Annotated in this window: 19 protein-coding genes; 8 read left to right on the top strand and 11 right to left on the bottom strand. The window is 55.7% G+C overall.

The window, feature by feature from the left end:
- Positions 1-35 precede the first annotated feature (35 nt).
- From ACOTY5_RS20405 to ACOTY5_RS20395, 3 genes are all read right to left on the bottom strand, one after another.
- The gene (locus ACOTY5_RS20405; protein WP_015571519.1) at positions 36-1358 is read right to left on the bottom strand and encodes an MFS transporter; all 1323 of its coding nucleotides are present in this window, start codon (positions 1356-1358) and stop codon (positions 36-38) included.
- A 260-nt stretch (positions 1359-1618) separates the two neighbouring features.
- On the bottom strand, positions 1619-2644 hold the full coding sequence (gene yhjD, locus ACOTY5_RS20400) for an inner membrane protein YhjD (RefSeq protein ID WP_023295574.1): 1026 nt from the start codon (positions 2642-2644) through the stop codon (positions 1619-1621).
- Positions 2645-2694: 50 nt separating this feature from the next.
- Positions 2695-3594, bottom strand: coding sequence for a LysR family transcriptional regulator (locus ACOTY5_RS20395; RefSeq protein WP_017384184.1), 900 nt, complete (start codon positions 3592-3594; stop codon positions 2695-2697).
- A gap of 119 nt (positions 3595-3713) precedes the next feature.
- Here ACOTY5_RS20395 and ACOTY5_RS20390 point away from each other — a divergent pair, with 119 nt between their 5' ends.
- Positions 3714-4472, top strand: a complete 759-nt coding sequence (locus tag ACOTY5_RS20390) for an SDR family NAD(P)-dependent oxidoreductase (protein ID WP_421632001.1) — start codon at positions 3714-3716, stop codon at positions 4470-4472.
- Positions 4473-4646: 174 nt separating this feature from the next.
- Positions 4647-5249, top strand: coding sequence for a response regulator transcription factor (locus ACOTY5_RS20385; RefSeq protein ID WP_032655463.1), 603 nt, complete (start codon positions 4647-4649; stop codon positions 5247-5249).
- Here ACOTY5_RS20385 and ACOTY5_RS20380 read toward each other — a convergent pair.
- Positions 5228-5566, bottom strand: a complete 339-nt coding sequence (locus ACOTY5_RS20380; protein WP_015571514.1) for a lysozyme — start codon at positions 5564-5566, stop codon at positions 5228-5230. The two genes, ACOTY5_RS20385 and ACOTY5_RS20380, sit on opposite strands and share 22 nt — an antisense overlap.
- A 77-nt stretch (positions 5567-5643) precedes the next feature.
- Positions 5644-6177 (bottom strand): GNAT family N-acetyltransferase, encoded by a 534-nt coding sequence (locus ACOTY5_RS20375; protein ID WP_017693814.1) that lies wholly within the window; start codon positions 6175-6177, stop codon positions 5644-5646.
- A gap of 146 nt (positions 6178-6323) precedes the next feature.
- Between ACOTY5_RS20375 and ACOTY5_RS20370 the strand changes: the two genes are divergently transcribed.
- Positions 6324-7910 (top strand): STY4199 family HEPN domain-containing protein, encoded by a 1587-nt coding sequence (locus ACOTY5_RS20370; RefSeq protein ID WP_045142219.1) that lies wholly within the window; start codon positions 6324-6326, stop codon positions 7908-7910.
- Positions 7911-7967: 57 nt separating this feature from the next.
- Here ACOTY5_RS20370 and ACOTY5_RS20365 read toward each other — a convergent pair whose 3' ends face one another.
- The 4 genes from ACOTY5_RS20365 to ACOTY5_RS20350 form a co-directional block, all read right to left on the bottom strand.
- A complete protein-coding gene (locus ACOTY5_RS20365; RefSeq protein ID WP_015571511.1) occupies positions 7968-9617 on the bottom strand; it encodes an alpha,alpha-trehalase in 1650 nt (549 codons plus the stop codon).
- 241 nt (positions 9618-9858) lie between these two features.
- Positions 9859-10146: a hypothetical protein gene (locus ACOTY5_RS20360; RefSeq protein WP_015571509.1), complete on the bottom strand. Its 288-nt coding sequence runs from the start codon at positions 10144-10146 to the stop codon at positions 9859-9861.
- Positions 10147-10317: 171 nt separating this feature from the next.
- Entirely contained in the window at positions 10318-11670 is a 1353-nt protein-coding gene (gene gorA / locus ACOTY5_RS20355; RefSeq protein WP_017384179.1) for a glutathione-disulfide reductase, read from the bottom strand.
- A 70-nt stretch (positions 11671-11740) separates the two neighbouring features.
- Positions 11741-12583, bottom strand: a complete 843-nt coding sequence (locus ACOTY5_RS20350; RefSeq protein ID WP_006808562.1) for a 23S rRNA (adenine(2030)-N(6))-methyltransferase RlmJ — start codon at positions 12581-12583, stop codon at positions 11741-11743.
- Positions 12584-12760: 177 nt separating this feature from the next.
- Here ACOTY5_RS20350 and prlC point away from each other — a divergent pair, with 177 nt between their 5' ends.
- The gene (gene prlC / locus ACOTY5_RS20345) at positions 12761-14803 is read left to right on the top strand and encodes an oligopeptidase A (RefSeq protein WP_045142218.1); all 2043 of its coding nucleotides are present in this window, start codon (positions 12761-12763) and stop codon (positions 14801-14803) included.
- A 7-nt stretch (positions 14804-14810) separates the two neighbouring features.
- On the top strand, positions 14811-15563 hold the full coding sequence (gene rsmJ, locus ACOTY5_RS20340; RefSeq protein WP_045142217.1) for a 16S rRNA (guanine(1516)-N(2))-methyltransferase RsmJ: 753 nt from the start codon (positions 14811-14813) through the stop codon (positions 15561-15563).
- A gap of 91 nt (positions 15564-15654) precedes the next feature.
- Here rsmJ and uspA read toward each other — a convergent pair whose 3' ends face one another.
- Positions 15655-16092, bottom strand: coding sequence for a universal stress protein UspA (gene uspA / locus ACOTY5_RS20335; RefSeq protein ID WP_003861223.1), 438 nt, complete (start codon positions 16090-16092; stop codon positions 15655-15657).
- Between the two features lie 283 nt (positions 16093-16375).
- Between uspA and uspB the strand changes: the two genes are divergently transcribed.
- Entirely contained in the window at positions 16376-16711 is a 336-nt protein-coding gene (gene uspB / locus ACOTY5_RS20330) for a universal stress protein UspB (protein WP_003861224.1), read from the top strand.
- 54 nt (positions 16712-16765) lie between these two features.
- Here the strand turns inward: uspB and pitA are convergent, their stop codons facing one another.
- Positions 16766-18265, bottom strand: a complete 1500-nt coding sequence (pitA, locus tag ACOTY5_RS20325; RefSeq protein WP_017384176.1) for an inorganic phosphate transporter PitA — start codon at positions 18263-18265, stop codon at positions 16766-16768.
- 228 nt (positions 18266-18493) lie between these two features.
- On the opposite strand from pitA, the gene ACOTY5_RS20320 reads away from it, so the two are divergent.
- Positions 18494-19693 carry an NAD(P)/FAD-dependent oxidoreductase gene (locus ACOTY5_RS20320; RefSeq protein ID WP_126497470.1) on the top strand — a complete coding sequence of 400 codons (1200 nt, stop codon included), beginning with the start codon at positions 18494-18496 and terminating at the stop codon, positions 19691-19693.
- Positions 19694-19780: 87 nt separating this feature from the next.
- On the top strand, positions 19781-20806 hold the full coding sequence (locus ACOTY5_RS20315; protein ID WP_045142165.1) for a TerC/Alx family metal homeostasis membrane protein: 1026 nt from the start codon (positions 19781-19783) through the stop codon (positions 20804-20806).
- Positions 20807-20851 lie beyond the last annotated feature (45 nt).

Raw genomic sequence — 20851 nt, 5'->3', positions numbered from 1 at the left:
GGCCGGGTAAGGCGTATCCGCCACCCGGCATTCACTTACAGCGCCTGATGCTTCGTCTCGTGCGTCAGCAGCAGCGCAATCAGCGTCAGCGCTGCCATTGCCGCCAGATAGACACCCACATAGAACAGGCCATAGTTCGCCTGAAGCCATGTGGCGATATACGGAGCCACCGAGGCGCCCAGAATCGACGAAACGTTATAGGAGAACGACGCGCCGGTGTAACGCACTTCAGTCGGGAACAGCTCCGGCAGCAGCGCGCCCATTGGGCCAAAAGTCAGCCCCATCAGGCTCAGGCCAATCAGCAGATACGCCATCACCAGCGCAGGGCTACCTGAACCCAGCAGCGGCGGGAAGACAAACAGCGCGAACAGAATAATCAGCGAGGTGATGACGATCATGCTTGAACGACGGCCAAATTTATCCGCCAGCAGGCCCGCGATGGGCACCATCACACCAAATCCGATGACCGCCATCATCAGCATCCACAGCACTTCGTTACGCGGCAGGCCCAGGCCGACCGGCGCGGCGGCGGTACTGAAGGTCATGGAGTAAACGGTCATGATGTAGAACAGCGTGTAGGTCGCCAGCATGATGAACGTGCCCAGCACGGTCACGCGGAGGTGTTTGGTCAGCAGCGTCCCCAGCGGAACTTTAACCTGCTTTTTCGCCGCGGCGACTTTAGCGAAGACCGGCGTCTCGTGCAGCGACACGCGAACGTACAGGCCAATCAGCACCAGCACGGCAGAGAAGACGAATGGAATACGCCAGCCCCAGTTCATGAACTGTTCATCAGTCAGCAGCCAGGAGAGGAGCAGGAAGGTGCCGTTAGCGAAGAAGAACCCAATCGGTGCGCCCAGCTGCGGGAAAGAGCCATACAGGGCTCGTTTGCGCGCCGGGGCGTTTTCGGTCGCCAGCAGTGCCGCGCCGCCCCATTCCCCGCCCAGCCCCAGACCCTGCCCAAAGCGCGCCAGCGCCAGCAGCACAGGCGCCAGAATGCCAATAGTTTCATAGGTCGGCAGCAGGCCGATGGCGACGGTGGAGATCCCCATCGTCAGCAGCGAGGCAACCAGCGTCACTTTACGGCCGACGCGATCGCCAAAATGCCCAAAGACCGCTGAACCAATCGGACGCGCAACGAAGGCGATAGCAAAGGTGGCTAAAGACTGTAGCGTGGCTGCCGTCGGGTCGCCCTGAGGGAAGAAAATATGCGGAAAGACAATGACCGCAGCGGTGGCGTAAATATAAAAGTCGAAGAACTCAATGGCGGTGCCAATCAGCGATGCGACGACGACTTTATTGCGCGAGTTGACCGGAACGTGTTCCGCCCCTTCGTTAAGTGTGGTGGCTGTTGCTTGCATAATATTTTCTTATTTTTGGACGAACGAAGGGCCATATTAGGCATAGCAAAAGCGACATTTCAATCTGTAACAAAGGCGTGGTGTGGTCATAAAAGCAACAAAAAGCGGATAATTTTCAGACCAGCGAAAACACTTCTATGAAATGCTTCACACTTTTTAAATGTCAGTCATTAAAACTGGTTTTGCGTTAAATAAAAGTTACGGCCTGGATTTATATGCTGAAATGGCGAATCGGGCTGAAATATCAGCCCGACATGATATCAGCGGTGGGTTTTACCCGGCATGCGCGGGTCATCTTTATACTCTGCCGTGGCGATCCACGCGGCGCAGAACAGCGTCAGGCGAGCGAAGAAATAGAAGAAAGCCATCAGCCCCAGCACCGAACCAAAGGCCGCGCCGGAGGGAGACTTCACCAGGGACGGCAGCGTATAGGTCATCACAATCTTGATCACCTCAAAACCAATGGCGGCAATCAATGTCCCGCGCATCAGCGCCTTCTTGCGCGGACGATGGCGGGGCAAACGCCAGAAGATCCAGAAGAACAGAAGGTAGTTAGCAAAGATAGAAATGGCCAGCCCAATGCCGCGCCAGGCCGGTTTCAGCCATTCAATGTAATCCAGGTACAGCGCGGAGATAATCATCTGCTGCGCGGAACCGGCGACCGAGGTGATGGAGAGCGTAATGACCAGCGCCACCAGCAGCCCAATCAGAGAAATAAAGTCGCGCAAATACTTCACCCATATCTTCTCCTGATCCTGCGGTCTACGCTCCCAGACGTCACGCGACTGGGCGCGAATAGCCTCACGCAGGTTGCCCATCCAGTTCACCCCGGAATAGAGCGCAATCAGCAACCCGACGATACCCACGGTGGTACGCTGCTGCACGGCGGTGTTGATAGTGCTTTTGAGCGTTGCGGCGAGCGTCTGGTCGCTGACGTTGGTCAGGATCTTATTGAAGATGTCCTGCAACAGCGTCGGGTGAGACGCCAGCACAAAACCGGCGGCGGCAAATGACACCATCAGGATGGGGATCATCGACAGGAACGAGAAATAGGTAATCGCCGCGCCAAACTGATTTCCCATGCGGTCGTTAAAGCGCTCAGCGGCGCGTATCAGGTGAGCAATCGCGGGTATCTGCTGAATTTTTTCGGCTATGCCGGTCACGGTGCCCAGCGCTTTGCTGGCCGTTCCAGGCTCTTTCGGCGCTTCAGGCTCGTTATCCATCTTTTTGATGGGTTCATAATCTAAATGTTGAGTCGGTCGTTGCGGGTTATTTTCCGGCGTCACGCGCATTTTCCTTTTCGTTGAGCTGGATGTTACTGAATTATAGCTTGTGACTAGTCGACGTAACCTTTTGTGAGTTCGGTAAGCCACTCCATAAACACATGCACCCGGCGGGAGAGGTTACGGCGGTGGGGATAAATGAGGGAGACGGGCATCGGTTCAGCCCGGTATTGCGGCAGGATCTCAACGAGTTTTTTCGTGCGCAGGGCATCACGTACCCCGACGCGCGGAACCTGAATAATGCCAAGCCCGGCGATACAGGCGGCCTGGTAGGTTTCAGTGCTGTTAACCGTCAATACGCCTCCCGTTTTTACCCACTGGGTCGCGCTGCCGTTGTAATACTCAAAACCCTGCGGACGCGTGCCCAGCGTGGCGGAGTAGTGGATGAGGGCATGCGAAGCCAAATCGTCCAGCGTCTCAGGGTAGCCGAATCGCGTCAGATAATCCGGGCTGGCGCAGTTAATCACCGAGAGTTTCCCAAGCGGGCGGGCGATAAGCCCGGAGTCCTTTAAGTTTCCCACGCGAACCACACAGTCAAATCCTTCGCGGATGACATCGACCAGACGATCGCTGCTACTCAGCTCCAGCTCAATGCCGGGAAACTGTTGTAAAAATGCAGGCAGTTTCGGAATGACTACATTTCGCGCAATGGCAACGGGCATATCCACACGTAGCCGACCGCTGATGGTTGAAGGGTCGTGCAGGAACATGCCGTCCAGTTCGTCCAGATTCATCAGCAGATCTTTAGCGCGCTCGTAATAAACCATGCCGTCCTGCGTCAGGCTGACGCGGCGGGTAGTACGGTGCAGCAGCTGCGTGCCGAGTGCGTTTTCCAGTGCCTGGATCTGTCGCGATACGCTCCCCTTCGGCAGGCTTAACGTCTCCGCCGCGCGGGAAAAACTTTCCAGTTCCGCGACCCGAAGGAATAGCTGCATTGCGTGTATTTTATCCATAGATGTTGGTCATTGTTGTTATGAATGAAACAGTGAAGCGCTGACGGCACTATTTATTGATTTTCTACCATCTAATAAGCTCTTTCTCAATCTTCATCACAGCCGAAACGAGGTGAATTATGAGTGAACGTATTGCTTTAGTGACGGGCGGTAGCCGCGGCCTGGGGAAAAATGCCGTTTTGAAGCTGGCGGCGGAAGGGACAGGCATCATCCTGACCTGGAACAACAGCCAGCAGGAGGCGCAGGAAGTTGTGCGCGAAATCGAGGGAACAGGTGGAAAAGCGGCAGCATTGCAGCTTAACGTCGGCGATACGGTAAACTTTTCGCGCTTTGCTCAGCAGGTGAAGGATACCCTCAAACACGTCTGGCAACGTGACACCTTTGACTATTTAGTGAACAACGCAGGTACAGGGTTATACGCACCCTATACCGAGACGACCGAGGCGCAGTTTGATGATGCGCTGAACATTCACTTCAAAGGGCCGTTTTTCCTCACGCAACAGCTGCTGCCGCTCATAAAAGACGGAGGGCGGATCCTGAACGTCTCCAGCGGACTGGCCCGTTTTACTCAGCCCGGTTCAGGCACCTACGCGGCAATGAAAGGGGCGATGGAAGTGCTGACCCGCTATCAGGCAAAAGAGCTTGATGCGCGCGGAATTTCCGTCAATATCATCGCGCCCGGCGCGATTGAAACCGACTTTGGGGGCGGACGCGTGCGGGATAATGCGGAGCTTAACCAGCTGCTGGCCTCGCAGACAGCGCTGGGACGCGTGGGCCTGCCCGATGATATTGGTGACGCCATTGCGGCGTTGCTCAGTGACAAACTGGGCTGGATGAATGCGCAACGTATTGAAGTTTCAGGCGGTATGTTCCTGTAATGTTCAGTCTTAAGGGGGAGGGAACCCTCTTAAGGAAATCCTTAAAACAGGTATGTCTAAATGCTGGAAGATATAAAGAGAGCTGGGTGATTTGTAACCTCTCCATTCATTGAGTTTTTTCTTAAAAAATGCCTCTGTAGAATCCCCCTTCGCTATTCTCAGAGGAGTAAAACGATGCGAGTAATCATGTTTGACAGGCAGTCATTATTTATTCATGGAGCGATGTACAGTTTGCAGAAGTTAATTCCGAAAATAGAGATGACAGGGGCTCGTCAGACTGATGAATTATGGGCGCAATTATCCGCGTCACCCTCCGCTATCATCATGATAGATGGGTATTTAATTCGTGATAATGGTGTGGCTTTACTGGAAGAGATTATGGATCGTTTTCCAGCGTCGCGCGTGGTGTTGGTGTTAACGAAAAAAGAGCGACGTTGGGTTGAGCAAATGTTTCAGCGCAACGTGGTGGCGATAGTTCCCCGCAATGCGAATCCCGAACGCTTTTCCGCAGTGCTGGATTCCGTATCGCGTGGAATGGTCTGTTTTCCCGGCGAGTGGCTGAAGCAGCACTCCTCTCAGGATGAACTGGCAGTGTTAAGCGAGCGCCAGCGTGAGGTATTGAAGTTACTGGCGGCCGGAGAGTCCAATAAAGAGATTGGTCGTAATCTCAATATCAGTGCGGCAACGGTAAAAGCCCATCTTGAGACGCTTTTCCGGCGTCTTGATGTCAAAAACCGGACGCAGGCCGCGATGTACTACACCCGGGCGACGGCCTGAAGGATCTTCTCAGGCAGAGGGGACTCTTCCCCAAAACTGAAGAGGGTTAATATCAGGGCGTCATGCTGCTGTTGGGTTAATGGGCGTTTGTTCATTTCCCGCAGCAGCGCCTCACATAATTGAATATCATTAAAAAGCAAATTCTCCGCCTCAATCGGCGTGATGAGACTGTTAAATTTTTCCCACTGGCGAATCACGTGACCATAACCAATAACCCATATACCCTTTTCGTCACGGTATTTCTCCAGGGAAAGACCCTGTTGTTTTTTAATTAATGCGATTGCAGCAGAAGATATCTGCATTGCATAACCCGTCATAAGCGTTTCCTCTTAGTGGCGCGACTATAGAGGAAACGCCGCCGGGGAAATATCCGCCAAATGGCTGTTGATCAGGTTTAACTGAACGGGAATTCCTTTTTCAGTAAACCGAATAGCCAGTCGTTATGCCATTGCCCTGAAAGGAAATAACTCTCACGCAACTCACCTTCCAGTTGAAAACCTGTTTTTTCCAGCAGTCGCCTTGAGGCGATATTTCCCGCCGTCACGGTGGCGGTGAGCCGACGGATATTACCCTGAGTCAGCGCGAAATCACACACAGCCCGCAGAGATTCAAAGCCGTAACCTTTCCCCTGCGCAGAGGGCGCAAAGAGAAAACCGACTTCAGCACAATCTGCTTCCCGGTGCACATAGCCGGTTACGCCCAGCGGCGTCTGGCTGGCCGTCTCACGCACCACAAGGCAGAGCCAGTGCGAGCTGCCCGGCGTCCACGGCAACAGACGAGACTCAAAGGCTTCCCGAATGTCCGCCTCGCTACGCGCAGGGGCGACAAAACGCATCACCTCAGGATTTTGCTGTAGCGACAGAAAAAAGGGCCAGTCTTGCTCTTGCAGCGGCGAGCAGGTGAGACGCGCGGTGGTTAAGGCGGGCATGACGATCCTCCGGAGGCATTGCAAATGATTATAAGGTTGTCACTTTATTTCAACAGAAAGTCAGGTATGTTTAACCTCATATAAATAAAAAGAAAAACGACTTTTAATGCCGCTTTAGCGGTACTCATTGTCTCTCAAGGAAAACAATGATGATTAGCTCATCGCATCATACCCGCGAACAGTTTGAACACTGTCTGGCAGCGATCCGTCAGGCGTCTGTTGAAATTTTACTTCTGTTGAATGTACATGTTTCTGAAGGAAAAGATCCACGCTGGTTTCTGGAGCAACTGGATAGCGCCCGCCTGGGGCTGGGCGGGTGGGGCGCCGTAGCCAGGAAGCTGAATCTGAATGATGCGGAAATGACGGCCTTTACGCTGCAATTACGCTTGCTTCAGCAGCGTGTTCCCCAGTATGAAAGCGGGCAGGATGTCAGCGAAAATCAGCTGATTGCGGCGATGCGCTTCGTCACCTCCCTTGAATATCTGCGTCTGCAACAGCCCCTCCTGACCTACGAAACCGGGAGGGTGCCAGAGAAGGAGAGCCAGCTTCAGGCGCAGAAACAGGTGCGTGCCATTGAGCTGATGATTAAAGGACTGATACAGCAGGCGTGGCCCGATCCGGTGCGGCTGAATAATCATCTTAAGACCTTGTTTAACGCTGAACGCGTGCGTCGCTGGCTGAAAAACGGTGAGATTAATGATGTTCTGAGCGGCATGTTGTTCAGCGAGCTGGCCCAGTTGCTGGTGGATAAAAAAGAATTTAGCCGCTACTACGCGCCGCTGTTTAACGCTCCGGACATGCTGACGCTGCTGGTAGAGCCCCGCAAAACCCTGCAAACCTTCCTCGAAGATATTCGACAAATCCGCAACAGCATCACCGTGCAGCAGCCGTTAAGCAGGGCGCAAATCCAGCTGCTCGACTGCTATTACACGCAGATCACCCGCTCCGTTCAGCGCGCGTTTGAGGAAGGGCGGACACGCGTTAACCCGGCGGCGCTGATGGCGGTGGACGAAAGCGAGCTGCACGCGTTCTGGGAAAAGGCGCAAAAAATAGACCGCACCACAGGCGGCGATCTTTTTGAAGTGCGCGACAGCATAGAAAAACCGACTCAGCGCGCCGCGCGTACGCCAGAGCAGCGCGAACAGCTGATTTCCGGCGTGCTGTGGGGAGCGGTTGGCGTGATGGTTATCGCGATTGTCGTGGGGGGATTCTGGCTGGTGACCAGCAGTAAACCGCAGCCGGCTGTGGCCAGTACGGTATCTCCCGCGCAGGTGCAGGAGATGCGCGAAACGCCTTCCTCACGCGAGACGTTAACCCGCATGGGTGTTACCTGGGATGAGAATAATTTCCGCTCGGCCATCAATCGCAATGACACCCGCGTGGCGCTCCTGTTTTTGCAGGGCGGGATGGACTGGAAAATGTCATGGACGGAGGAGGCGTTGTCGGCAGGCTACGACGATGTACTGGAAGTAATGTTGCGCTACCGCCTGCAAATGACAGAGCAAAAGCCCTGCCGACGCTTTATTAATACGCTTAGCCATGCGATGGCGAACGGCGAATCGCTGACGCCTATGCGTAAGCAGTACCTGGAAGCATTCTGTACCGTTCCCGCGGTGGTGAAACGCCAGCAGCACGACGCCGATATGGCAACGCGCCGCGCGAAGACGCAGCCCGATGCCAGCACAAAAAAATGGCAGTCCATCCAGACTGCCATTTATGAGGTGATCCGCTGATTATTTTTCCCCCTCACCCTGCCCCTCAGGGGAGAGGGGCAGGGTGAGGGGTGAGGCTCAGGGCTCCCCATACAGCCCAATCAACCGCCGCACCACGCCATTCGTCCAGCCGAAGCCATCCTGCAACGGATACTCACCCCCGCCACCTTCGCGTGGCGTGCTGCTGGCGATGTGGTACTTCTCAATCAGCTTATGATGGGTTTTGTAGTAATGGTTCACCGTGTGCAGCCAGCTCCAGGCGATTTCATCTCCCAGCGAGTCGTTGCCGTACTGCTTGAACCCCTGGATCGCCATCCACTGGAGCGGCGCCCAGCCGTTCGGCTTATCCCACTGCTCCCCGGTTTCATATTCGGTGGCGAGAATACCGCCCGGCGTGAGCAGACGGGCTTTAACGGCATCGGACAGCCGTTCAGCCTGCTCATGCGTCGCCATGCCCACATACAGCGGCACAATGCTGGCCGCAGAGAACAGCGCCAGGGCTTCACGCCGCCAGTCGTAATCACGATAACAGCCGTTCTCTTCGTCCCACAGATAGCGGTTCACCGCCGCGCGCCGGTCGCTGGCTTTCTGGCGGAACAGATCAGCCGTCTCTTTATCCCCTTTCGACGCGGAGATATTGGCGATAGCGCTCTCCAGTTTGAACAGGAATGCGTTCAAATCAATGGGGATAAATTGTGTCGTGCGGATGCTGGCCAGCCGCGCAGGATCGCGCAGCCAGCGGGATGAGTAATCCCATCCTGAGGCTGCCCCGGCGCGCAGGTCGCGATACACCTCGTTCGGCGGACGACCGGAATGACGGGCGGTTTCCACGTCCTCAATCCACGATTCATCTCGCGGCGTGTCGCGATCGTCCCAGTAGCGGTTGAGCAATGAGCCATCCGGCATGCGTACCGCACTGCGATAGGCCTGATTGAGCAGCAGCGATTCCGCCCCGTCCATCCAGAAGGCGTACTCCATCTTAAGATGCTCAAGATAGCGCTTCGCCCCGCGCACGCCGTCCTCTTCAAACAGCTCCACCATCAGGGCAAAAACGGGCGGCTGTGAGCGGCTGAGATAGTAGGTACGGTTGCCGTTCGGGATATGGCCGTAGCGCTCAATCAGCCAGGCGAAGTTATCGGCCATACATTTCAGCAGATCGTTACGACCGCTTTCAGCAAGCCCCAGCATGGAGAAGTAAGAGTCCCAGTAGTAGGTCTCACTGAATCGCCCGCCGGGCACAATATAGGCCTGCGGCAGCGCCAGCAGCGACGACCACGGGATGTGATCCTGCGGTTCGCGCGTCAGCACCGGCCACAGATTATCAATATGTTCTTTCAGGGACAGGCCGGGGTCAGAGACGTACTCTTTGCTGTAGTCCTCCGGCAGCCAGAAGTGATTCTCCACAAAGCGCGCCAGGTCAAAATCACGGTGACGACGCACCTTGCGATAGCGGATCAAAATATCCAGCGGATCCATCTTCGGCGCGCAGTCGGGAAAGGTTTTGCTGTCCGCAAACAGCCGCGACGACTGGACGTGTTCAAACAGTTCAAGGTAGCGGTCTGCGGGCGTAAGGGCATCGGACGCCGGCAGTCCTTCAATCATTTCCGGTTCCGGCTCTGCCTCGATCATCTCATCCAGTTTTAACTCACAGGGATCGGTTTCGTAGCGCAGCTCTTCTGCAATCTCGAACTCGATATCCTCGGCAGTCTGTAGTTTCTGGTTGAACATGGTGTTCAGGACCTCCGGTTTTTGTCGTAACAAATACGGGTTTTTCCCGGCTATCTTTTAAGCGTAGACATTCGCTTCGGTTAATGCGGTGCGAAGTGTGCGGTAGATCACGCTTTCAAAATGGATTTAAACACGCTGAAAATCAGATATCCCTTTGATTATGAAATTATTAAATCAGAATCTTTGGAAACAGAGCAGGAATAAAATTCAGAGCATTCGGTATTCTGCATATACGCACGGATTAGTGTGCCTGACGTGCATCGCCCTGAAGGCTGTTGGCGGTTTGATTGGCTTTCTGGCTGGCGCCTTCGCTTTTATCCATCGCCTTGCTGGCCGCTTTTTCCGCATGGGCGGCGCTGTACGCAGCCAGATGGGAAATCACGATGGCGTAAATGCTCATTAACGACACCCACAGAATGCTGTTTTTCCACCACAGCAGGGTAGGAATAGTCAGTATCGCCCATACCAGCGCGAGAACAAGGTGCATTTTGGCCATCAGTTTTGCGGTGATCTTTACGTGCATTTTCATATCTCTAATCTTTTTCCGTAGTAACAGGCGAACGCGTAGCGCTTTCTAAGATTAGTTAATTCCACCCCGGGTGGCGGGTTATTTTGTTACCGTTTGTACACCCGTTGGGTTTACCCGCCAAAGGCATAAAAAAACCGGCCAGCTGGCCGGTTTTGTTGCGGATCAGACGGATCAGCGCATAGTCACAAACTCTTCCGCCGCAGTCGGGTGGATCGCCACGGTGTTATCGAAGTCTTTCTTCGTTGCGCCCATCTTCAGTGCCACCGCGAAGCCTTGCAGGATCTCGTCCATGCCGAAACCAATGCCGTGGATGCCGACGATCTTCTCTTCCGGGCCCACGCACACCAGCTTCATGCGGCATGGCTGACGGTGCGAGGTGACCGCGGTATACATCGCGGTAAACGCCGATTTATACACTTTCACCTGGTCATCGCCGTACTGCTCACGCGCCTGCGGCTCGGTTAAGCCGACGGTACCGATTGGCGGGTGGCTGAAGACCACGGTCGGGATGTTGCTGTAGTCCAGATGTTCGTCCGGCTTGTTATTAAACAGACGCTCGGAAAGACGACGCCCCGCCGCCACGGCTACCGGCGTCAGCTCTACGGCGCCGGTGTTATCACCGACGGCATAAATGCCCGGTACGCTGGTGTTCTGGAACTTATCAACGACAATGTAGCCTTTTTCATTGGTTTTCACCCCGGTTGCGGCCAGGTTGAAGTTGTCGGTGGCCGGTTCACGACCAATCGCCCAGATCAGGCAATCAACGGTCTGGCTGCGGCCATCTTCCAGCTCCAGAGTCAGGCTACCGTCCGCATTTTTCACCACCGCTTTTGGCACGGCGTTGGTGTGCAGGGTTGGGCCTTCGGCGTTCATCACCTCGACCAGCGTGTCGACGATCAGCGGGTCAAAGCTGCGCAGCGGCGCGTGTTTACGCACGAACAGGTGCGCTTCCGCTCCCAGGCCGTTAATCACGCCGGCCAGCTCAACCGCGATGTAACCTGCGCCCACAATGGCAACGCGTTCTGGCAGAGCAGGCAGCTCGAAGAAACCGTCGGAGTCGATACCGTATTCCGCGCCCGGAATGTTCGGGTGGCTCGGACGGCCGCCGGTGGCGATCAGGATGTGATCGGCGGTGATCGTCTCGCCGTTCACTTCGATCGTCTTCGCATCCACGAAACGGGCGAAGCCGCGGATCACGTCGACGTTATTCTTGCCCAGCACGTTATCGTACGAGGTGTGAATACGGTCGATGTAGGCGGTACGGCTGGCGATCAGTTTATCCCAGTCGAAGTGGTTGATGGTGGTGTCAAAGCCGTAGTCCGGGCCATACATATGGATAGCTTCACGGATTTGCGCGGCATGCCACATCACTTTCTTCGGTACACAACCCACGTTCACGCAGGTGCCGCCGAGTTCTTTGGCTTCAATCAGCGCACACTTCTGGCCGTACATGGCCGCACGGTTGATGGAGGCGATGCCGCCGCTGCCGCCGCCGATTGCGATGTAGTCATAATGCTTAGTCATAGCGTTGTCCTTAATCGTGAATTGCCGCGATTGTATACCTGAAATCAATAGTTTCCACCGATGGCTGCGATTACTCCGGCACGATCCAGCTCACGGTGGCGTGACCCGTACCGGCTGGCACCAGCGTTTTGTGCAGCCACGGCAGCACGTTGTTCATCTGTGCTTCGAGCTTCCACGGCGGGTTAATGACGATCATGCCGGACGCGGTCATGCCGCGCTGGTCGCTGTCAGGGCGCACCGCCAGCTCAATTTGCAGGATTTTACGAATGCCGGTCGCTTCGAGGTCTTTGATCATGCGTTTAATTTGCGCGCGCAGCACTACCGGATACCACAGGGCATAGGTGCCGGTCGCAAAGCGTTTGTAACCTTCGTTAATGCCGGTCACCACCGCCTGATAGTCGGTTTTGATTTCGTACGGCGGGTCGATCAGCACCAGGCCGCGACGGGAAACCGGCGGCAGTTTGGCTTTCAGCTGCTGGTAGCCATCGGCTTTGTCCACGCGGGCGCGGTTATCTTTCTGAAACTCAGAACGCAGCAGCGGGAAGTCGCTCGGGTGCAGCTCTGTCAGCTGAAGGCTGTCCTGCTCACGCAGCAGCTGGCGGGCAATCAGTGGTGAACCCGGGTAGTAACGCAGTTGGCCGTTGCGGTTGAAGTGATTCACCACGCCAATGTACGGCTCCAGCTCGGCAGGCAGATCGTCCTGCTGCCAGATACGCGCAATCCCTTCCAGATATTCACCGGTACGCTCGGCATGCTCGCCGCTCAGCTGATAACGGCCCGCGCCCGCGTGGGTGTCCAGATAAAGGAACGGTTTATCCTTTTCTTTAAGCGATTCGATGATCAGGCTCTGAACGGTATGTTTGAGGACGTCGGCGTGGTTGCCTGCGTGGAAGCTGTGGCGATAACTGAGCATGGGTAATGATATTCCGCTGAATTGACGATTTGCCACAGTTTACAGCAGAACGGCACAGATTACCCGCAGGCCCGGTAAGCGCGGCTATTGAAATCCTCTACACTTAACCCCATTACTGAACAATATGCACAGCGCCGGATGCGCGCTTCATTCATCTCTTTCAACAGGACAGCGTTTATGACCAATCCATTACTGACGCCTTTTTCGTTGCCACCGTTTTCTAAAATCCTCCCTGAGCATGTGGTTCCGGCCGTTACCCAGTCGCTGAACAACTGCCGTGCGGCGGTAGAAAACGTGGTCGCGCAGGGCGCGCCGTACACCTGGGAAAATCTGTGTCAGCCGCTGGCCGAAGTGGACGACGTGCTGGGGCGTATCTTCTCCCCGGTGAGTCACCTGAACTCGGTGAAAAACAGCCCGGAGCTGCGTGAGGCCTACGAACAGACCCTGCCGCTGCTCTCTGAGTACAGCACCTGGGTCGGTCAGCATGAGGGGCTCTACAAAGCCTACCGCGACCTGCGCGACGGCGACCACTATGCCGAACTGAACACGGCGCAGAAAAAATCGGTCGATAACGCCCTGCGTGATTTCGAACTGTCCGGGATTGGCCTGCCAAAAGAAAAACAGGTTCGCTACGGCGAAATCGCCGCGCGCCTGTCCGAGCTGGGCAACCAGTACAGCAACAACGTCCTCGACGCCACCATGGGCTGGACGAAGCTGATTACCGATGAATCTGAACTGGCGGGTATGCCGGAAAGCGCGCTGGCGGCGGCAAAAGCCCAGGCCGAAGCGAAAGAGCAGGAAGGCTTCCTGTTAACGCTGGATATCCCAAGCTATCTGCCGGTGATGACCTACTGCGACAACCAGGCCCTGCGCGAAGAGATGTACCGCGCCTACAGCACCCGCGCCTCCGATCAGGGGCCGAATGCCGGTAAGTGGGATAACAGCCCGGTGATGGCGGAGATCCTCGCCCTGCGCCACGAACTGGCACAGCTGCTGGGCTTCGACAGCTACGCGGATAAATCCCTCGCCACCAAAATGGCTGAGAACCCACAGCAGGTGCTCGACTTCCTGACCGATCTGGCGAAACGCGCCCGTCCTCAGGGTGAAAAAGAACTGGCTCAGCTGCGCGCCTTTGCGAAAGCGGAGTTCGGCGTGGACGAGCTTCAGCCGTGGGATATCGCGTACTACAGCGAAAAACAGAAACAGCATCTCTACAGCATCAGCGACGAACAGCTGCGTCCGTACTTCCCGGAAAACAAAGCCGTTAACGGCCTGTTCGAGGTGGTGAAACGCATCTACGGCATTACCGCGAAAGAGCGTACCGACATCGACGTCTGGCATCCGGACGTGCGCTTCTTCGAGCTGTATGACGAGAAAAACGAGCTGCGCGGCAGCTTCTATCTGGATCTTTACGCGCGTGAAAACAAACGTGGCGGGGCGTGGATGGACGACTGCGTGGGCCAGATGCGTAAAGCGGATGGTTCCCTGCAAAAACCGGTCGCCTACCTGACCTGTAACTTCAACCGCCCGGTGAGCGGCAAACCTGCGCTGTTTACCCACGATGAAGTGATCACCCTGTTCCACGAGTTCGGTCACGGCCTGCACCACATGCTGACCCGCATCGAAACCGCTGGCGTCGCCGGTATCAGCGGTGTGCCATGGGATGCGGTCGAGCTGCCAAGCCAGTTTATGGAAAACTGGTGCTGGGAGCCGGACGCGCTGGCATTTATCTCCGGCCATTACGAAACGGGCGAACCGCTGCCGAAAGAACTGCTGGATAAAATGCTGGCGGCGAAAAACTACCAGGCGGCGATGTTCATCCTGCGTCAGCTGGAGTTCGGCCTGTTCGACTTCCGCCTGCACGCCGAGTTCAGCCCGGAGCAGGGGGCGAAAATCCTCGAAACCCTGGCTGAGATTAAAAAGCAGGTCGCGGTTATTCCAGGCCCGACCTGGGGACGCTTCCCGCACGCGTTCAGCCATATCTTCGCAGGCGGGTACGCCGCAGGCTACTACAGCTACCTGTGGGCCGACGTGCTGGCGGCAGATGCCTACTCGCGCTTCGAAGAAGAGGGGATTTTCAACCGCGAAACCGGTCAGTCGTTCCTTGATAACATCCTGACGCGCGGCGGTTCAGAAGAGCCTATGGAGCTGTTCAAACGCTTCCGTGGCCGCGAGCCGCAGCTGGATGCGATGCTGGAGCATTACGGAATCAAAGGCTGATTGCTACGTGAAGATCTGCTTAGTAGATGAAACAGGCGCCGGGGACGGCGCCTTATCTGTTCTGGCGGCCCGCTGGGGGCTGGAACATGATGAAGACAACCTGATGGCGCTGGTGATGACGCCGGAACATCTGGAGCTGCGCAAGCGCGATGAGCCAAAGCTTGGCGGGATTTTTGTCGATTTTGTCGGCGGCGCGATGGCGCACCGGCGTAAGTTTGGCGGCGGTCGCGGTGAAGCGGTGGCCAAAGCGGTCGGCATTAAAGGCAGCTATCTGCCGGACGTGGTGGATGCCACGGCGGGGCTGGGGCGCGATGCCTTTGTGCTGGCGTCTGTCGGCTGTCGGGTGCGGATGCTGGAGCGTAATCCGGTTGTCGCCGCGCTGCTCGACGACGGGCTGACGCGGGGCTACGCGGACCCGGAAATCGGCCCGTGGTTACAGGAACGTTTGCAACTTATTCATGCCTCCAGCCTGACGGCGCTGACCGATATCACCCCGCGCCCGCAGGTGGTCTATCTCGACCCCATGTTCCCGCATAAGCAGAAAAGCGCGCTGGTGAAGAAAGAGATGCGGGTGTTTCAGTCTCTGGTGGGGCCAGATTTAGATGCCGATGGCCTGCTGGAGCCGGCTTGTCAGCTGGCGACGAAGCGGGTGGTGGTGAAGCGGCCGGACTATGCGCCGCCGCTGGCGGACGTTGCGACCACTAACGCGGTGACCACCAAAGGACACCGATTTGATATTTATTCGGGAACGCCAGAATAAAAAAGCCGGGTGGCGGCTTCGCCTTACCCGGCCTACATTCAGTGCCGCTCGTAGGCCCGGTAAGCGTTAGCGCCACCGGGCTTTTTTGCACTTACTCGTCTTCTTCGTCACGCAGTGGAACAATCAGCATATCCACGTGTACGGTGTTAATCAGCTGGCGCGCGGAAGACATCAGCTTGCTCCAGAAGTCCTGGTGATGACCGCATACCACCAGGTCCATATCGTATTTCTTAATCGCATCAACCAGCACCTGGCCCAGATCGCCGCTACCGCTTAAGGTTTCAGTGATTGGATAGCCCGCGTTGGTAGAAAGCTCACTCAGCGCGTGGTGAGTCTCTTCGGAGATGCGTTTCTGCATATCGCCGAGATTCACGTCGATCAGACCGGTGTAGAGGTCGGAGTAATTCACATCAACGTGAATCAGCGAAACTTTCGCGTTGTAGGGACGTGCCATGGATACTGCTTTATCAACCAGCACTTTACTCTCCGGGGAGAGGTCTACCGCGATGAGAATGTGTTTGTAAGCCATAGTGTTACTCCTTCCTTAAGTTATCGATGACTAAATGGGAAAGCCGTCGTCTGATGCTTTCATTACGGCCCAGTTAAACATATTTTTCAAGCTTTGGTGTTGATAACGATTAACCTTGTGGCAAAAAAATTAACGGATCTCCTACACTATTTAATGAGCCGTTCGGATATTAAAACGCGAACCGGATCGACTTTTGGTCATTCTTTCACTGAACTGTCTGTCAGGGCATTGGGGTGCGGTAGCTCAGGAGCCTTGCTTCGTGGGCGGACGCCGGGGAGGATGTATGATTAGCACCGTCGCATTGTTTTGGGCGTTATGCGTGGTTTGCATAGTGAATATGGCGCGCTACTTCTCATCGTTACGTGCGCTGTTAGTGGTACTTCGTGGTTGCGATCCGTTGCTTTATCAGTATGTGGACGGTGGAGGGTTCTTCACCTCGCACGGACAGCCCAGCAAGCAGATGCGTCTGGTGGGGTATATCTACTACCAACGCTACCGCGATCACCACGATGAAGAGTTTATCCGTCGCTGCGAGCGCCTGCGTCGTCAGTTCATTTTGACCAGCGCCCTGTGTGGTCTGGTTGTGGTGAGTATGATTGCGCTGATGATTTGGCACTGAGCATAAAAAAAGCGGGCCAGTTTCCTGACCCGCTTTTTTGTCGCCTTCAGCCGATTAAATCAGCTTCAGCGAAATCCAGTACAGACCGCCAGACAGCAGGATGGACGCCGGGAGGGTGAACACCCAGGCCATCAGAATGTTGGTCACGGTTTTACGCTGCAAACCGCCGCCGTCAACAATCATGGTACCTGCCACGGACGAAGAGAGTACGTGGGTGGTGGAGACTGGCATACCGGTGTAGCTCGCCAGACCGATAGATACCGCTGCCGTCATCTGCGCGGACATACCCTGCGCATAGGTCATGCCTTTCTTACCGATCTTCTCACCGATGGTGGTCGCCACACGACGCCAGCCAATCATCGTACCGATACCCAGCGCCAGCGCGACCGCCATGATGATCCAGATTGGCGCGTACTCAATGGTGTTGAGCATATCGCCTTTCAGTTTCTTCAGCAGACGTTGGTCGTCAGCATTAACCTCTGGCAGCTTCGCGACTTTATCCGTCACGTCGGAGATACAGAGCATGATGCGACGCAGTTGACCACGCTGTTCAACAGCCAGTTTGTCATAGCTTTCGATATCGGCCAGCATACCTTTCGCACGTTCCAGCGCGTTAATCGCGTTTGCCGGATGGCAATGGAACTCGCCCGGTGCCGTCGTTGCGCCTGACTCCGGAGAAGGAATCAGCTGGTCCACGCCGGTCGCTTTCTTCAGCAAATCAGGATGCTGCTGGAAGTAAGTCTCAACGTTGTTTACCGCATCACGGGTACGGGTGATTTCGTAACCGGAGGCGTTCATGTTAACCACGAAGCCCGCCGGTGCGACGCCAATCAGAACCAGCATCACCAGGCCGATACCTTTCTGACCATCGTTCGCGCCATGAGAGAAGGCGACGCCGATAGCGGAAATGATCAGCGCGATACGCGTCCAGAACGGCGGCTTTTTCTTGCCGTCTTTCTTCTCACGCTCTGCTGGCGTCAGATGGATACGCGCACGTTTTTTCGTGTTGCTCCAGTAGCGACGCAGGATGAAAATCAAGCCACCCGCCACCACCAGACCGACGATAGGGGAGATGATCAGAGAGCCGAAAATGCCGATAACTTTCGGGATGTTCAGCGCATCAACGACGGAGGTCCCGGTCATCAGGGCATTGGTTAACCCGATACCGATAATCGCGCCGATGAGGGTGTGAGAGCTGGATGCCGGCAGGCCGAAATACCAGGTACCGAGGTTCCAGATAATCGCAGCAAGCAGCATTGAAAACACCATGGCCAGGCCATGACCGGAACTCACGTTAAGCAGCAGATCCGTTGGCAGCATATGCACAATGGCATACGCAACGCTCAGTCCGCCCAGGAGGACACCAAAAAAGTTAAATACCGCCGCCATAACGACCGCAAGCTGCGATCGCATTGCGCGAGTGTAGATAACCGTTGCTACTGCGTTTGCAGTGTCGTGGAAGCCGTTGATCGCTTCGTAAAACAGCACAAAAACCAGAGCAAGCAATAATAAAAGCCCGGTATGTAAATCCAGGCCGGCAAACAAATGTAGCATAGGACGTTACGCCATTTTGAGGACATGAACGCGGCGCATTATCCAGGACAAATGCGCAACGGGCAAAGTGAAATATAGACTTTTTTTGACATACCACCTGATTTGAGAAATGTGCCTGAAAGGATAATCTTTAAATATCAATGAAATGGCTTTGTAATATCTTTTTACGCTGGTGCGACCACTGAGGAAACTTTACAATCCGCGGCAGTTAACGAAGAGGATTTTGACGTGGAAAGGTTTGATGCCGTAGTAATTGGCGCCGGTGCGGCGGGTATGTTTTGTGCGGCGATGGCCGGACAAGCGGGTCGTCGCGTGCTGCTGCTGGATAACGGAAAAAAGCCTGGCCGCAAGATCCTTATGTCTGGCGGCGGGCGATGCAACTTTACTAATCTTTATGTCGAGCCTGCGGCCTATTTGAGCCAGAACCGTCATTTTTGCAAATCTGCGCTGGCGCGCTACACCCAGTGGGATTTTATCGAGCTGGTGGGTAAACACGGTATCGCGTGGCATGAGAAGACGCTGGGGCAGCTGTTCTGCGACGACTCCGCGCAGCAAATTGTCGATATGCTGGTGGCCGAGTGCGAGAAAGGCGGCATAGTTATGCGCCTGCGCACCGAAGTGCTGGACGTCGCCCGTGACGAGCAGGGCTACACGCTGCAACTCAACGGTGAAACCGTCAGCGCCGATAACCTGGTGATCGCCAGCGGCGGCCTCTCGATGCCGGGTCTGGGCGCCTCACCGTTCGGCTATAAAATCGCCGAGCAGTTTGGCCTGAAGGTACTGCCCACCCGCGCCGGGCTGGTACCGTTCACGCTGCATAAGCCCCTGCTGGAACAGCTTCAGACGCTCTCCGGCGTGTCTGTGCCGTCGGTCATTACGGCCGAAGACGGCACGGTGTTCCGCGAAAATCTGCTCTTTACCCATCGCGGACTCTCGGGCCCGGCGGTATTGCAGATCTCCAGCTACTGGCAGCCGGGGGAGTTTGTCTCCGTAAACCTGGTGCCGGACTGCGATCTGGACGCCTTCCTCAACGAGCAACGCGCCGCGCACCCGAATCAAAGCCTGAAAAATACCCTGGCGATGCAGCTGCCGAAGCGTCTCGTGGAGTGCTTGCAGGTGTTAGGGCAAATTCCGGATGTCGCGCTCAAGCAGCTCAACAGCCGCGAGCAGGAAACGCTGGTGGAGACGCTGACGAACTGGCGCGTACAGCCAAACGGCACCGAAGGCTACCGCACGGCGGAAGTGACGCTGGGCGGCGTGGATACAAACGAACTCTCATCCCGCACGATGGAAGCCCGCAACGTGCCGGGTCTTTATTTCATTGGTGAAGTGATGGACGTGACCGGCTGGCTCGGCGGGTATAACTTCCAGTGGGCGTGGGCGAGTGCCTGGGCATGCGCGCAGGCACTCGCTGAAAAGAACGGTTAATATTTATTTTTTTAGCGTGCTGCGTCCTTATCGGGTCCACGCTTTTTATTGTGTGCATGGTGTTTTGTCTTCTTAAAAGGGTTGTCTATGTCTGCTGCTCATCTCGGTTTCCCGACGGAAACCGTTGTTGTCTTCGTGGTGATGGCCGTTGGGGCGATGTTTATCGACCTCTTCATGCACCGTCACGATAAACCGATCTCGTTGAAAAGCGCGGTCATGTGGTCCATCTTCTGGGTCATGATGGCGATGGCCTTCGCCGGATTCTTATACGTGCACCACGGCGCGGAGATGGCCAGTCTGTTCCTGACCGGCTATGCGCTGGAAGAGGTGCTCTCCGTCGACAACCTGTTTGTGATGATGGCGATCTTCGCCTGGTTTGGCGTGCCGGATAGATATCGTCACCGCGTGCTCTACTGGGGCGTACTCGGGGCGATTGTGTTCCGCGGTATTTTTGTTGCCATTGGCACCAGCCTGCTGAGCCTGGGACCGTATGTTGAGGTCATTTTTGCGCTGGTCGTCGGCTGGACGGCGGTGATGATGCTGAAACGCAATGAAGAGAGCGATGAAGTAGAAGATTACTCCAACCATCTGGCGTACCGCCTGGTGAAACGCTTCTACCCGGTGTGGCCAAAAATCAGCAGCCATGCGTTTATCCTGACCCAGAAAGAGGTGGATGCCGAACTGGAGAAACCTGAAAACAAGGATGTGATGGTAGGCCGCGTGAAGAAGGCGAAGCGCTACGCGACGCCGCTGCTGCTCTGCGTCGCGGTGATGGAGCTGTCCGACGTGATGTTCGCCTTCGATTCCGTACCCGCAATCATCGCCGTCAGCCGTGAGCCGCTGATCATCTACAGCGCCATGATGTTCGCGATCCTCGGCCTGCGTACCCTCTACTTCGTGCTGGAAGCGCTGAAGCAGTATCTGGTGCATCTGGAGAAAGCGGTAGTGTTACTGCTGTTCTTCGTGGCGTTCAAGCTGGGGCTGAATGCGACCGACCACTTCTGGCATCACGGTTATAACATCGGCGCCACGGCAAGCCTGTTTGTGGTGCTGGGGGTACTGGCGCTGGGGATTATTGCGAGCGTGATGTTCCCGGGAAAACGTGAGGCCTGATGTACCGCTTTTCTCCCTCTCCCTGTGGGAGAGGGCCGGGGTGAG

The sequence above is a fragment of the Enterobacter cloacae complex sp. SHL018 genome, assembly GCF_049237905.1.
GTDB lineage: Bacteria > Pseudomonadota > Gammaproteobacteria > Enterobacterales > Enterobacteriaceae > Enterobacter > Enterobacter hormaechei_C.
The sequence above is the reverse complement of the archived record's forward strand: the minus strand, read 5'-3'. Positions and strand labels throughout refer to the sequence as shown.